The sequence below is a fragment of the Pseudaeromonas pectinilytica genome (genome assembly GCF_054780855.1).
The window spans coordinates 1-13,330 of record NZ_BAAGVN010000122.1; the positions used below are offsets into that span (position 1 = coordinate 1).

Sequence of the window (13,330 nt, forward strand, 5' to 3'; positions counted from 1 at the left end):
GCCCATTCGGCAGGCCGTCAACTAAGCCCGCCCGGCGGGTTGGGGAGCGAGTATCCGACTTTGGATTTGATCAACAAGGCCGTTGCCATCAAGTCATCGCCATTGGTGTCTCGTTAGGCGGTGCCGCCACCCTACTCGGTAAAACCGCTGCCGAGGCCGATGCCCTGGTGCTGGAATCGGTATTCCCCACCATTGAAGAGGCAGTCGCGGATCGGATCGAAGCCCGATTAGGCCCGGTAGCAAGCCTGCTGGCTCCCCTGCTCTACGCACAAATTCCACTGCGCATTGGCGTACCGATTGAAAAATTAAGACCCATCGAATCGCTAAAATCACTGCAGATCCCGGTGCTGGTCATCGGCGGATCCCAGGATCTGAGCACCAAGGTCAGCGAAACCCGACGCATGTACCAGACCATTCATAGCCCGAAACAGTTATGGATTGTCGAAGGCGCCATCCATCAGGATATTTATCGCTATGACCCACCCGGCTATGAATCCCGCCTCCGGCAATTTATTCAAACCATGCTGTAGGCCAGCAGACCCAAGACCGCTGAATTTGGTCTGATAAAGCCCAACCCATGCATGCGATGACGCTTCCTTTATCACTCCGACGAGCGCTTTGCTCTTCACGATAAATCCATCACCCGAAGCCGCCTGCCGAGCAGCGAGTGCAACCAGCTCTTGCTCGCTGCAATTGCAACGAAACAGAGGTGCGGTATAAGCTCGGGAAAAAAGCAGAGCCAGTAGCAAAGCGTCACCAGATTAAAACCATTGGTTATGGCATTCATTGAAAATCAAGAAATAGGAAAATAAGGATCAAGGACTATTATGTTGGCATTGATTCAACCCATCTCCGATATGCTGATGTGGTTTTTCTTTTGGATTGGAATTCCAGCGCTGCTTATTTCCATGCTGTGCATTCTTGGATTTCAATACAAGGCACGGCTCACCTTGGCATTATCTCTGGTTGGTTTTATTGCGTTGGCAGGTTTTATCATCAGCCTGAATTTGAGTGGTTTAATATCGGGTGAGACATTAGCCATCACCAAGTCTGGCCCAACCATGGTTAAAAAATCAGAGCATGCAATAACCTATTGGCTCACAACTCTAGTCTGGTTTTCCGCTGCCTTTGCACTCCTGGCATTCTGCCTGAAAAAGTTAGTGGTTATTCTTTTTCAGCCCCTGCACTGATTCGCAACGACAGGGCGCACCGCAAACATCGCTGCCCTTCATCGCCCAAACCCGAAGCCGTCTGCCAAGCATCGAACGCAACCAGCTCTTGCTCGTTGCAATGACTCCCAAACCCGAAGCCGTCTGCCGGGCCGGGCGGAGGGGCGGCTGTAGTCGGTGCGCGGTCAGGATGACCGCAAAAGGGAGCTTCACGCCAGGGATGGCGTGTGGCTCCCGGCCGGTGGAAGACGACCCGAAGCCCGGGGCTTTCCCGGCAGTCGGCATACACCCGGGCCCGGGATTGCCAAGGGGGAGGCCTTTTCCCCCTTGGCCCGCCGCCGTCCGCCGCAGGTGGACAGAGCGCCAATGTCTGCCAGGCGGAACCGGATCAAACCGAACCGAACTCCGGCCATGAATCCAATCGGCATGGGAACATGCCCTCTTCACCCAAACTCCAAGCCGTCTGCCGGGCCGGTGGTCGGGGTGGCTGTAACCGGTGCGCGGTCAGGATGACCGCAAGAGGGAGCTTCACGCCAGGGATGGCGTGTGGCTCCCGGCCGGTGAAAGACGACCCGTAGCCCGGGGCCTTCCCGGCGGTCGGCATACAACCAGCCGCAGGATTGTTAAGGACCGCGGCTTCGGTCCTTAACCCGCCCCCGCCAACGGCAGGTGGACAGATCGCCAATGTCTGCCAGGCGGAACCGGAGCAAACCGAATCCAGATCCGGGTGTCGACCTCGACCGTCAAGGGCGAAAATCGTCACACGGTATAACCGTTCAATACCACTAGGACCCCGACCATGATTGATCATCTCAGTACCTATGCCAGCGACTATCTGGCGACCCGCGACTTCTATCGTGCCGTATTCGCTCCACTGGGCGTGACGGAGCAGATCGAGATGGTGGCCGAATGGAATGCTGAGTTCCCGACCCAGCGGATGTGCGCCTTTGGTCCGGAGGGGCACTTCACCTTCTGGGTCATCGAGACCCGCAGCGCGGCGACGCCACGGCATATCGCCTTTAGTGCCCAAAACCGCGCCGCTGTGGATGCCTTCCATGCCGCGGCCCTGGCCCAGGGCGGGCAAGACAACGGCCAGCCGGGGCTGCGCCCCCACTACCACGAACACTATTACGGCGCCTTCGCCTTCGACCCGGATGGCAACAACGTCGAAGCTGTCTGCCATCAACCCGAATAGCGCCACCCGCAGGCACTAGGCGTTGGGGTCGCCATCGACACAGATGACTTGGCCGCTATAGTGGGTTTTCATCCGCTCTTTGAGCAGGTTGCATACCGTATCGGCCTCGTACTTGTTCAAGCCCCAGACCAGCATGCGTCCATCGCGCTCATAGCCGTTGCCGCGTTCAAGCCGCACATAGGAGGTACGTGTCAGCTGATTGGCAAACAGGGCTTGATAATTCTCGTCAAGCTCCGGCTTGCACTCATAGCGCACAAATTGGCACTCGGTGCACTCCTCCAGCGTATCGCGCCAGAAGCGCTCGCCCCGTGCGGAGCAATCCTCTTCATCCACCATCTTGCCGAGCAGCACCATATTGAGCTCGCGCCCTGACACAGTCACATCAATGCGGGCCTCCGCATAGATGGGATTCTCGATTGCCACTATCTCCGACTGATCCTGTCGATCGGCATACCAGTAATATCCAGCCGCCGCCAGTATCAGCACCAACACTAACTTTCCCATTTCGACTCCCGCACGTCGCAGCTCATCCTTGATTGAAGAAACAGCATGATACGTCAAGGCCCCATTTGGCATCGACCCATTTTTTGCCGTCTGCCGAGCATCGCGCGCAACCAGCTCTTGCTCGTTGCAATTACAACGATACCCCAAAGCCGTCTGCCGGGCCGGGTGAAGGGGCGAATGTAACCGGTGCGTGGTCAGGATGACCGCAAGAGGGAGCTTCACGCCAGGGATGGCGTGTGGCTCCCGGCCGGTGGAAGACGACCCGCAGCCCGGGGCTGTCCCGGCAGTCGGCATACACCCAGCCGCAGGATTGTTAAGGGCCAAATCGGGGTTTGGACGGGATTGATTATCCCGGCCCCGATTTGGCGCGAGGGCAGGGACAGCCCGAGCGGACTGCGAAGCCATGGATGGCGTAGCGAGGCTTTTCCCCCTTGGCTCGCCCCCGCCAACAGCAGGTTGGCAAATCGCCCAAGCCGACAGGGCGGAACCGGATCAAACCGAACCCAGATCCGACCATGAATCCAATCGACATTGGATCATGCCCCTGTTCAGCGAAAGCCAATCCCCTCTGGCTTATTCCCCTGTCGCCCGCTGTTGCAACAAGGATTCCAGCTCCTGCTGTTTAGCCTCTAGCTTGTCGCGATACTTGATGATCTTGGTCTCATCACCCCCCTGCTCGGCGTGCTGCAACGCCTGCCGGTATTCCGCTATCTCGGCTCGGGTTTCTGCAATGTCATCCAGTAACGCCTGCCGTAGTTGCGGATCCCTGCAGTGGGCTTTGGCATTCTCCAGCGCTGCCTGTAAGCCATCGACTTTCTGTTGCTGATTGGCTCTCTGCGCCTGTTCAAGCTGCCGCTCTATTTCGCAGAACTTACGCGCACACCCTGACAGCTCCACGCACCGGGAAGAGGCAACACTATCCCCGCAGAACAAAGCCAGTACTATCCCGATCCCACTCCAGATCACGCCGAACTTGATGGCTTTCATCCATTCCTCCTCGTTGATTCAGTGAAATATGGTTATTCAGTCACCCCCTCCCAGCCTCCCCCTTGGAAAAAAGGGGAGGAGAAAAGCCATCCCAGTGTGGCTACCGTATTGGCGCAGCACTTCCCATTCATCACCCAAACTCCAAGCCGTCTGCCGGGCCGGGTGAAGGGGTGGCTGTAGCCGGTGCGCGGTCAGGATGACCGCAAGAGGGAGCGTCACGCCAGGGATGGCGTGTGGCTCCCGGCCGGTGAAAGACATTCCGCAGCCCGGGGCCTTCCCGGCAGTCGGCATACACCCAGCCGCAGGATTGTTAAGGACCGCGGCTTCGGTCCTTAACCCGCTCCCGCCAACGGCAGGTTGGCATATCGCCCAAGCCGACAGGGCGGAAACGGACAAATCAATGAGCAAAAGCATCGCGAGCTTCGCTTGCTCCTACAGTTGGCCATATGACGCCATACCTCATGGCGTATTAGCCAAAACCCGAAGCCGTCTGCCAGGCCGGTGGTCGGGGCGGATGTAGCCGGTGCGCGGTCAGGATGACCGCCAAGGGGAACAGTCCGAGGCCGATTGCCCAAATCAGAAATAAAAAAAGGCCGGTTAAAAACCGGCCTTTTTTCAACATCTTAGCGTGAGCTAGCAGATTACATCATGCCGCCCATGCCACCCATGCCGCCCATATCCGGGGCTGCTGGGGCATCTTTCTTCGGCAGGTCGGTGACCATGCACTCGGTGGTGATCATCAGGCCAGCCACGGAAGCGGCGAACTGCAGGGCAGAGCGGGTGACCTTGGTCGGATCCAGGATACCCATCTCCAGCATGTCACCGTATTCTTCGGTGGCCGCGTTGTAACCGAAGTTACCTTCGCCTTCACGGACGCGGTTCGCGACCACAGACGGCTCTTCACCGGCGTTAGCCACGATCTGACGCAGCGGCGCTTCCATGGAGCGCAGGGCAACACGGATACCGACGGTCTGATCTTCGTTATCACCCTTCAGATCGACCAGCTTGGCAGCGACACGCACCAGGGCGACACCACCACCAGCAACCACGCCTTCTTCGACCGCAGCACGAGTGGCGTGCAGGGCGTCGTCGACACGGGCCTTCTTCTCTTTCATCGCGACTTCGGTGGCAGCGCCAACCTTGATCACCGCAACGCCGCCAGCCAGCTTGGCTACGCGCTCTTGCAGCTTCTCTTTGTCGTAATCGGAAGTTGAGTCTTCGATCTGTTGACGGATTTGCGCAACGCGGGACTCGATAGCCGAGACTTCACCGGCGCCATCGATGATGGTGGTGTTGTCCTTGGTGATCACGACGCGCTTGGCACGGCCCAGATCTTCCAGAGTGGCCTTTTCCAGCTCCATACCGATCTCTTCAGAGATGACGGTACCGGCAGTCAGGATGGCGATGTCTTGCAGCATGGCCTTGCGACGATCACCAAAGCCAGGAGCCTTGACCGCAGCCACCTTGACGATGCCGCGCATGGTGTTGACCACCAGAGTCGCCAGGGCTTCGCCTTCGACGTCTTCAGCGACCAGTACCAGCGGCTTGCCAGCCTTGGCGACGCCTTCGAGCACCGGCAGGATTTCACGGATGTTGGAGATCTTCTTGTCCACCAGCAGGATGAACGGATCTTCCAGTTCAACAGCGCCAGTTTCCGGCTTGTTGATGAAGTAGGGAGACAGGTAGCCACGGTCAAACTGCATACCTTCGACCAGATCCAGCTCGTCGTGCAGACCGGTGCCGTCTTCTACGGTGATGACGCCGTCACGACCGACCTTTTCCATCGCTTCGGCGATGAGGTTACCCACGGTGGCATCGGAGTTGGCGGAGATGGTACCGACTTGGGCCACAGCCTTGGTGTCAGCACAAGGAACGGACAGCGCCTTCAGCTCTTCGACCGCAGCGATGACCGCCTTGTCGATGCCGCGCTTCAGGTCCATCGGGTTCATGCCGGCGGCAACAGCCTTCAGACCTTCGGTGACGATGGCTTGTGCCAGTACAGTGGCGGTGGTGGTACCGTCACCGGCAGCGTCGTTGGCCTGGGAAGCAACTTCCTTGACCATCTGGGCGCCCATGTTCTGGAACTTGTCTTCCAGTTCGATCTCTTTGGCAACGGTCACGCCGTCTTTGGTGATCAGCGGGGCGCCATAGGACTTATCCAGCACCACGTTACGGCCTTTCGGGCCCAGGGTAACTTTAACGGCATTGGCCAGTACGTTAACGCCTTCCAGCATCTTCACACGAGCATCGTTACCAAACAGTACGTCTTTTGCAGCCATTTCGTTCAATCCTTAAAATCGAGAGTTAGAGGTAAAGTGCCAATCGGCAAACTTAGGCTTCTACGCCAACCAGCTTACGCTTCTACGATAGCCAGGATGTCGGTTTCGGACAGGATCAATACGTCCTGGCCGTCCAGCTTCTCGGTCTTGACGTTATAACCTTCGTTGAAGATCACCTGATCACCGACCTTGACGGCCATCGGCTTGACTTCACCACTGTCCAGGATACGACCGGTGCCCACGGCCAGAACTTCACCGCGGGTGGACTTCTGGGCCGCAGAGCCCGTCAGCACGATACCGCCTGCAGATTTGGATTCGACTTCGGTGCGCTTGATAATGACGCGGTCATGTAATGGACGAATTTTCATCGATAACTCTCCTACTAAAGTGTTGTTACCTAAACGCGACCTGCTGAACAGAAATCAGAGGCCGAATCTTGTGTTGTTAGTCAAACTCGGCTCGTTACGGATAACGGCCGGGTTTTCAATAATGTCCCTTCCAATGTGGGGGCAGATTTCGCCCCTTCAAGGGGCAGTGACGAAAAAAAGCTGCCGCCCGACGCCGGATTATTCCTTGCGTTCGAACTCGCCGTCGATGGTGGTACCGGTTTTCGGGGCTGAGCCATCGGGCTCGCCAGACTTGGGTACAGCGAAGGGATCCCGCGGTTGCGCCTCATCCTGCAACGGGGCGCCGAACGGGCCGCTGCGAAAGGTGGCCGCGTGCACCGAAGCACGGCCAACCGTGCTGGCCATACGGGCAATCCACAACCGGGTCAGACCACGGCGGATCGCCGGTTGCAGCAACAGCAAACCGAAAATGTCGCTGACAAACCCGGGGAAAATAAACAGAAAACCGGCCACCGCCAACCAGATGCCCTGCAGCAGCTCACCACCGGGCGCTTCTCCGGCCTGCATGCGCTTTTGCAGATTATACAGCGTCATGACGCCCTGGCTGCGTACCAGTTGGCCACCCAGCATGGCGGCGAGCACCATCAGGATCAGGGTCGTCAACGCACCGATACTCGAGCCGACCTTGATCAGTACCCAGATCTCGACGAAGAAGAGCCCAATCAAACCCAGCAGAAACTTGCCCATAATGACCTCAAAAAACAGGCGGGCCGCTGCCCGCATCCCTTGTTAGATGGGGACGCAGTGCCGCAAGTTCAAGTCGGCTGGCGATTTTTTATACCAGAGCCTCCGTCATCGGCCGCTTGACCTCGATTGCCCGGCGGTGCTCGCCGTCACGTCTGTCTCATCAACGCCGTGATTCTGTACCGGAAATTTTTCGTCGCCCTGGGCTAGACTCAGCGCCATAGGCCAGATGGATCTGACGGCCGCCACCGCCTCCCTCCCCGGCACGGAGACTCGCCACGGGATCCGGCTCGCTCCTGTCTGTTCCGAGGTCTGTCATGAGTGAAAGCATCCGCATCGAAGAAGACCTGCTGGGGTCGCTGCCAGTCCCCGATCATCTCTATTACGGCATTCACACCCTGCGCGCCGTGGCCAATTTCCAGATCAGCCAGCAGACCATCTCGGATGTCCCGGAGTTTATTCGCGGTATGCTGCTGACCAAGAAGGCCGCCGCGCTGGCCAATGGTGAGCTGGGGACCATAGATCCACGCATTGCCGGCTACATAGTCCAGGCCTGCGACCATATGCTGGAGACCGGTGCCTGCTTCGACCAATTCCCGGTGGATCTGTTTCAGGGGGGTGCCGGTACCTCGGTGAATATGAACGTCAATGAAGTGCTGGCCAATCTGGCGCTGGAGCTGCAGGGCTTCGCCAAGGGCCGTCACGATCTGATCCATCCCAATGATCACGTCAACAAGTGCCAATCCACCAACGATGCCTATCCCACCGGCTTTCGCGTGGCACTGTTCGAAACCACCAACGCCGGTCTGCACACCCTGATCGATCTCATCAAGGCCTTCGACGACAAGGCGCTGGAGTTTCATGACATCCTGAAGATGGGCCGCACCCAGTTGCAGGATGCGGTGCCCATGACCCTAGGCCAGGAGTTCCATGCCTGGGCTGTGACCCTGCGCGAGGAGATCAAGAACATCAAGCGCTGTCAGGAGCTGCTGCTGGAGATCAATCTGGGCGCCACCGCCATCGGTACCGGCCTGAACTCGCCACCTGAGTATTCGGCACTGGCGGTGCGCCGCCTGGCCGAGATCACCGGCTACCCCTTCGAGCAGGCCGAAGATCTCATCGAGGCCACCTCCGATTGCGGCGCCTATGTGATGCTGCATGGCGCGCTGAAGCGGCTGGCGGTCAAGCTCTCCAAGATCTGCAACGATCTGCGGCTGCTAAGCTCGGGGCCGCGGGCCGGATTCAACGAATTGAATCTGCCCCAGCTGCAGGCGGGCTCCTCCATCATGCCCGCCAAGGTCAATCCGGTGATCCCGGAGGTGGTGAATCAGGCCTGCTTCAAGGTGGTGGGCAACGATGTCACCATCACCATGGCCGCTGAGGCAGGGCAGTTGCAGCTCAACGTCATGGAGCCGGTCATCGCCCAGTGCCTGTTCGAGAGCCTGCATCTGCTCAGCCGCGCCTGTGTCTCGCTGCGCGAGAAGTGTGTCGAGGGGATCACCGCCAATCCGGCCGTCTGCGAGCACTATGTGTTCCATTCCATCGGCATCGTCACCTTCCTCGATCCCTATATCGGCCATCAGGCGGGAGACAAGGTGGGCAAGCTGTGCGCGACCACCGGCAAGAGCGTGCGCGAGGTGGTGCTGGAGTTGGGGCTGATGACCGCTGCGCAGCTCGACGAGGTGCTGTCAGTGGAGAATCTCAAGCGCCCCAGCTATAAAGCCCGACGCTATCGCCAGGCCGCTCAGTAGGAATAGCGGTTATCGTCTAACTAGCGGTTCCGAATAGCAGATCATCCATCACAGAGACAGGGTAGCGCTAAGCTGACCCTCCACGCCAGGGATGGCGCGGCGGAGCCCCCACGGATGGGTTTACGGCGTGTCAGCGTGTGCTACCTTGTCGCTGTAGCATAAGTAGCAACGGGTATTTAGCAGACATAGCGGCCGTTGTCGCGCAGGCAGAGCGGTTATCGCCCGGTCGGGTGCAATTCCCCCCGGCCGTGGTTATAGTGGGTCACCTCCTGCACCTGGACCCTAACCCCCATGACCGATGCCATTTTGGTACTTTGTACCTGCCCCAATGAAGGTGTTGCCAACCTGCTGGCGAGCAACGTCATCGAGCAGCGACTGGCGGCCTGCGTCAATGTGGTGCCGCTCATCCACTCCATCTATAACTGGCAAGGCCGGGTAGAGCAGAGCGACGAGAGCCAGTTGTTGATCAAGACCCGCCGCGAGCTATTTGAGCCGCTGCGCGTTTTTCTAAGGCAGCATCATCCCTATGAGACCCCGGAAATTCTGGCGCTGCCGGTGGTGCTGGCCGATGCCGATTACCTGAACTGGATAGCCGACGTCACCCTATGACCTTTTTGATCCCTGTACCGGGGCCTGCCCGGTTGGCTCGTCGACACCTTTTGACTTCCTGGCTCACCCCCTGGCTGGCACTGCTGCTGTTGCTCATAGGCTCTGGCCCCCTGCTGGCCGCCCAGCCCAGCGCGCCCTCGCCAACCTCGTCGCTACCAGCCAGCGGATCCGCTACGCCGAGGTTAGCACCTGCTAACTCGGCCGATGATGTGCTTAACCAGTTGGGGCTGGCGCCCGCCACGTCGCAGTTTTTACCGGCCGAACGCGCCTTTATCCTTAGCAGCCAGCAGCAGGGGAATGAACTGCAGATCCGGCTGGAGATAGCCCCCGGCTACTACCTGTATCGGGACAAGCTGCACTGGCAGGTGAGTGAGGGCCAACTGGGGGTGGTGACGCTGCCGCCCGGCGATAGCCACGACGATGAATTCTTTGGCCGCACCCAGGTGTTTCACTACAACCTGGACTTTGCCATCCCGCTGCAACAGATACCGGAACAAGCCCGGCTGGAGTTGAGTTATCAAGGCTGTACCGAGGGCATGTGTTACCCGCCGGTGACCCAAAGTATTCCCCTGCAGCCCGTGGGTTCGACGCTCAAGTCAGCGACATCCAATCCGCAGCCTTCCAACGTCGAGGACCAAGCAGCCGCCACGCAGAACATCAGCCCCCTGCCAGATGCCGATGGGACGCCGAGTGATCGCTCACGAGCCGCTCTGGCGCAAGGTGGTTGGCAGGCGGTCGGCCTGTTCCTGCTGCTAGGGTTCGGACTGGCGCTGACCCCCTGCATGCTGCCCATGTATCCGATCCTCAGCGCCATTATTCTCGGTCGCGGAGCTCTGTCCACCGGGCGCGCCCTGGCGCTGTCCCTGGCCTATGTACAGGGTATGGCATTGACTTACACCCTGTTGGGTCTGGCGGTAGCCTCCCTCGGTGCCGGGCTGCAGGCCTGGTTGCAACATCCGCTGGTGCTAGGGCTGTTCAGTCTGCTGTTTATACTGCTGGCGACGTCCATGTTTGGCGCTTTCGAACTGCAATTGCCCGGCACCCTGCAGCAGCGACTGCAACGACTGGCCGGAGCCCAGCGTAGCGGCTCCCTGCCCGGGGTGCTGCTGATGGGGGCCATATCGGCGCTAGTCTGTTCCCCCTGCACCACAGCCCCGCTCTCCGGTGCTCTGCTCTATGTAGCGCAAAGCGGCGATCTCTGGCTCGGTGCCCTGGTGCTGTATGCCCTGGCGCTGGGGATGGGCTGGCCCATGTTGCTGCTGGGTACCCTAGGCCCGCGCTGGCTGCCCAAACGCGGGATCTGGATGCACAGGGTCAAGGTGTGCTTTGGCTTTGTGCTGCTGGCCGCGCCGCTGTTGTTGCTCGGCCGCTGGTTGCCGGAGTGGTTGATCCGCGGTGGCTGGAGCCTGCTGATCACCACGGCCGTCGGCTACCTGCTGCTGACCCTGCTGCCCTCCCCGCGCTTACGCATCGCCGCCCTGCTGCTGTTGCCCCTGCTGGCAGTTGGCAGCTGGCTGGGGTTGGCGCCGGCCACCTACGCCAGCCTGCCCTTCACCGCTATCCAGAGCCGCAGTGAGCTGCAGCAGCAGTTGCAGCAGGCGCGTGCCCAGGGGCAACCTGTGATGCTGGATTTGTACGCCGACTGGTGCGCCGCCTGTCACCAGCTGGAGCAGGAAACCTTCAGCCACACCGAGGTGCAACAGCAGTTGGCCCACTACCGTCTGCTGCGGGTCGATCTCAGTAATATGGATACCGAGCAGCGCGCCCTGTTGGCCGAGCTGCAGGTCACCGGCTTGCCCGCCATCCAGTTCTTTGGCCAGGCACCAGATCCGCTGGCACGCATCGACGGCTTTCTGGATGCCCAGGGGTTCATCTCCCGACTGCCGCAGCAATGCCAGCCGCAAAACCGCTGCTGATCCGCTCCACTGATCCGCTCCACTGATCCGCGCCATCAGCGGCCCCGCCCTCTGCGGCGGGGCTGAAACCCACGTTTTCAGATCCCTGGTTTACATGCCGTTCAGTTTGACGCCCATCACGCTTTCTCGATTAAGCTCTCGTTTAGGTTTCAGGCGCTAGATTGTTCCTCATGTACCAAGCTGGCCGGATTGTTCAGGACCCTGTTCATGACACTGGCCCGTTCTAATAACCATGAGGGTGACATGATGAAAGCCACATTAATTGCATTGAGTATTCCGACCCTGTTGGCTGCCGGCACTGCCTCTGCAGCGAATCTGTATGACAAAGATGGCACCAAACTGGATCTCTACGGCCGCGCCACCGGCATGTATTACGGCTCCGACAATGACGAGCTGCGCGGTGATGAAAGCTATATCCGGATGGGCCTGAAAGGTGAAACCGATCTGGGTAACAATCTGACCGGTCTGGGTCAGTTCGAGTACAACCTGCCGACCTCCGGCAGCGACAATGACGAGTTGCGTCTGGGCTTTGCCGGTATCCGTCACGACACCTTCGGCACCCTGACCTACGGCCGTCAGGATGGTCTGCTCTCCATGGTCAATGACTACACCGACGTGCTGCCAGAATGGGGTGGTGATGGTCTGGGCAAGGGCACCGAAGTATTCGGTACCGGCCGCACCAATGGTCTGCTCAAGTACGCCTTCACCTATGAGGGCCTGACGCTCGGCGCCCAGTTCACCGGTCAGAATGACCCGCAAAATAATGACCCCAGCAAGTGGATGCAGGGTAGCGCCGAGGGTTACGCCTTGGGCGCCTCCTACGATCTGCCGATGGGTCTGAGCTTTGCCGGTGCCTATAACCAGGCCGGGAAGACCGATGATCAAAAACTCAATGCCACCTTTGGCGGTGATAGCGACGCCAAACTGGGGGCGATCGGTGTGCGTTATGCTGCCAATAACTGGTATGCCGCCGCCACCTACTCCGACGGCCGCGATCACTACGCCATCGGTGACGGCTATGCCGAGAAGAACCGTGGCTATGAAGCCGTGGTGCAATACACGGTCGCCGACAAGTTCGTGCCGTCCCTGGCCTATGTCCGTTCGGATGTGAAGGACAGCAGCCAGAATATCGATGACACCGCCAACGAGTACCTAAGTATCGGTGCCAGCTACAAGTTCACACCGGTCTTCCAGACTTATGTGGATTACAAGGTCAACCTGCTGGATGACAGCACCTTTACCAAGCAGTACGGCATCAACACCGACGACGTGGTGGCCGTGGCCATGCGCTACGACTTCTAAGCGCACCATCGAGATCCATCAGCCGGGGCTTCTGCTCCGGCTTTTTTGTCTCTGGATTTCCATTCAGCACCGATTTGTTTAAGCCACGTTCAGTCATGGTGTGCTAAAGTGGTGCAGTCTACTGATTCAAGACCGCAACCCCGATGCAAGCGGGAATTGTGTCCTTATTTACTCCGTCTCTTTCGGCAGCCACCTCGGTGGCTGTTTTCTTTTGTTCAACATAACGCTTCAACGATATCCCCTTCCACCGGCACTGATTCAATCATTATTTTCCGCGACGAATCAGCATCATTAGGTTAGGAGCCGGAGCAAGCAACTCCACTTTCGTTGTGTCCCACGGCACCGTCGGGAATCGTCCTTTTAAACGATCTTTATCCCGCACTGAACCATCATAAACATCCCAACTGCCACCCGCCAACATCTCAGTTTCAATACCTAACCAGCTATCATGTACAGGATCTTTAGCTACAACCAATTGAAATAGATAGAAAAAAGGCTTCGTTTGTGATCTGATTTAATCGCCAAAA

At 58.7% G+C, this 13,330-nt stretch carries 12 protein-coding genes; 7 read left to right on the forward strand and 5 right to left on the reverse strand.

Going from position 1 to position 13,330, the window contains the following annotated elements; all coding sequences use genetic code 11:
* The 3 genes from ACYVG7_RS08780 to ACYVG7_RS08790 all read left to right on the forward strand — a co-directional run.
* Positions 1-530 (forward strand): alpha/beta hydrolase (locus tag ACYVG7_RS08780; protein WP_460882772.1); only part of this gene is annotated, 530 nt, incomplete at its 5' end.
* A gap of 297 nt (positions 531-827) precedes the next feature.
* Entirely contained in the window at positions 828-1,190 is a 363-nt protein-coding gene (locus ACYVG7_RS08785) for a hypothetical protein (protein WP_460882773.1), read from the forward strand.
* A gap of 778 nt (positions 1,191-1,968) precedes the next feature.
* Positions 1,969-2,364 carry a VOC family protein gene (locus ACYVG7_RS08790; protein WP_460882774.1) on the forward strand — a complete coding sequence of 132 codons (396 nt, stop codon included), beginning with the start codon at positions 1,969-1,971 and terminating at the stop codon, positions 2,362-2,364.
* Between the two features lie 15 nt (positions 2,365-2,379).
* Here ACYVG7_RS08790 and ACYVG7_RS08795 read toward each other — a convergent pair whose 3' ends face one another.
* From ACYVG7_RS08795 to ACYVG7_RS08815, 5 genes are all read right to left on the reverse strand, one after another.
* Positions 2,380-2,868: a hypothetical protein gene (locus ACYVG7_RS08795; RefSeq protein WP_460882775.1), complete on the reverse strand. Its 489-nt coding sequence runs from the start codon at positions 2,866-2,868 to the stop codon at positions 2,380-2,382.
* Positions 2,869-3,441: 573 nt separating this feature from the next.
* Positions 3,442-3,855 (reverse strand): DUF1090 domain-containing protein, encoded by a 414-nt coding sequence (locus ACYVG7_RS08800; protein WP_460882776.1) that lies wholly within the window; start codon positions 3,853-3,855, stop codon positions 3,442-3,444.
* Between the two features lie 641 nt (positions 3,856-4,496).
* Entirely contained in the window at positions 4,497-6,134 is a 1,638-nt protein-coding gene (gene groL / locus ACYVG7_RS08805) for a chaperonin GroEL (RefSeq protein WP_460882777.1), read from the reverse strand.
* 74 nt (positions 6,135-6,208) lie between these two features.
* Positions 6,209-6,502, reverse strand: coding sequence for a co-chaperone GroES (locus ACYVG7_RS08810; RefSeq protein ID WP_460882778.1), 294 nt, complete (start codon positions 6,500-6,502; stop codon positions 6,209-6,211).
* Between the two features lie 198 nt (positions 6,503-6,700).
* Positions 6,701-7,228, reverse strand: coding sequence for an FxsA family protein (locus ACYVG7_RS08815; RefSeq protein ID WP_460882779.1), 528 nt, complete (start codon positions 7,226-7,228; stop codon positions 6,701-6,703).
* A gap of 314 nt (positions 7,229-7,542) precedes the next feature.
* Between ACYVG7_RS08815 and aspA the strand changes: the two genes are divergently transcribed.
* The 4 genes from aspA to ACYVG7_RS08835 all read left to right on the forward strand — a co-directional run bounded on the left by aspA (position 7,543) and on the right by ACYVG7_RS08835 (position 12,803).
* A complete protein-coding gene (aspA, locus tag ACYVG7_RS08820; RefSeq protein ID WP_460882780.1) occupies positions 7,543-8,976 on the forward strand; it encodes an aspartate ammonia-lyase in 1,434 nt (477 codons plus the stop codon).
* Between the two features lie 291 nt (positions 8,977-9,267).
* The gene (cutA, locus tag ACYVG7_RS08825) at positions 9,268-9,585 is read left to right on the forward strand and encodes a divalent-cation tolerance protein CutA (protein WP_460882781.1); all 318 of its coding nucleotides are present in this window, start codon (positions 9,268-9,270) and stop codon (positions 9,583-9,585) included.
* A 50-nt stretch (positions 9,586-9,635) separates the two neighbouring features.
* Positions 9,636-11,501, forward strand: a complete 1,866-nt coding sequence (gene dsbD, locus ACYVG7_RS08830) for a protein-disulfide reductase DsbD (RefSeq protein ID WP_460882782.1) — start codon at positions 9,636-9,638, stop codon at positions 11,499-11,501.
* 246 nt (positions 11,502-11,747) lie between these two features.
* The gene (locus ACYVG7_RS08835) at positions 11,748-12,803 is read left to right on the forward strand and encodes a porin (RefSeq protein WP_460882783.1); all 1,056 of its coding nucleotides are present in this window, start codon (positions 11,748-11,750) and stop codon (positions 12,801-12,803) included.
* The last annotated feature ends 527 nt before the right edge of the window (positions 12,804-13,330 follow it).

Excerpts from the sequence above, each read along its gene's own strand:
- ACYVG7_RS08800 (WP_460882776.1), bottom strand. The coding sequence starts at position 3,855 with ATGAAAGCCATCAAGTTCGGCGTGATCTGGAGTGGGATCGGGATAGTA.
- ACYVG7_RS08810 (WP_460882778.1), bottom strand. The coding sequence starts at position 6,502 with ATGAAAATTCGTCCATTACATGACCGCGTCATTATCAAGCGCACCGAA.
- ACYVG7_RS08815 (WP_460882779.1), bottom strand. The coding sequence starts at position 7,228 with ATGGGCAAGTTTCTGCTGGGTTTGATTGGGCTCTTCTTCGTCGAGATC.
- ACYVG7_RS08835 (WP_460882783.1), top strand. The coding sequence starts at position 11,748 with ATGAAAGCCACATTAATTGCATTGAGTATTCCGACCCTGTTGGCTGCC.
- ACYVG7_RS08790 (WP_460882774.1), top strand. The coding sequence starts at position 1,969 with ATGATTGATCATCTCAGTACCTATGCCAGCGACTATCTGGCGACCCGC.
- ACYVG7_RS08785 (WP_460882773.1), top strand. The coding sequence starts at position 828 with ATGTTGGCATTGATTCAACCCATCTCCGATATGCTGATGTGGTTTTTC.
- aspA (WP_460882780.1), top strand. The coding sequence starts at position 7,543 with ATGAGTGAAAGCATCCGCATCGAAGAAGACCTGCTGGGGTCGCTGCCA.
- groL (WP_460882777.1), bottom strand. The coding sequence starts at position 6,134 with ATGGCTGCAAAAGACGTACTGTTTGGTAACGATGCTCGTGTGAAGATG.
- ACYVG7_RS08795 (WP_460882775.1), bottom strand. The coding sequence starts at position 2,868 with ATGGGAAAGTTAGTGTTGGTGCTGATACTGGCGGCGGCTGGATATTAC.
- cutA (WP_460882781.1), top strand. The coding sequence starts at position 9,268 with ATGACCGATGCCATTTTGGTACTTTGTACCTGCCCCAATGAAGGTGTT.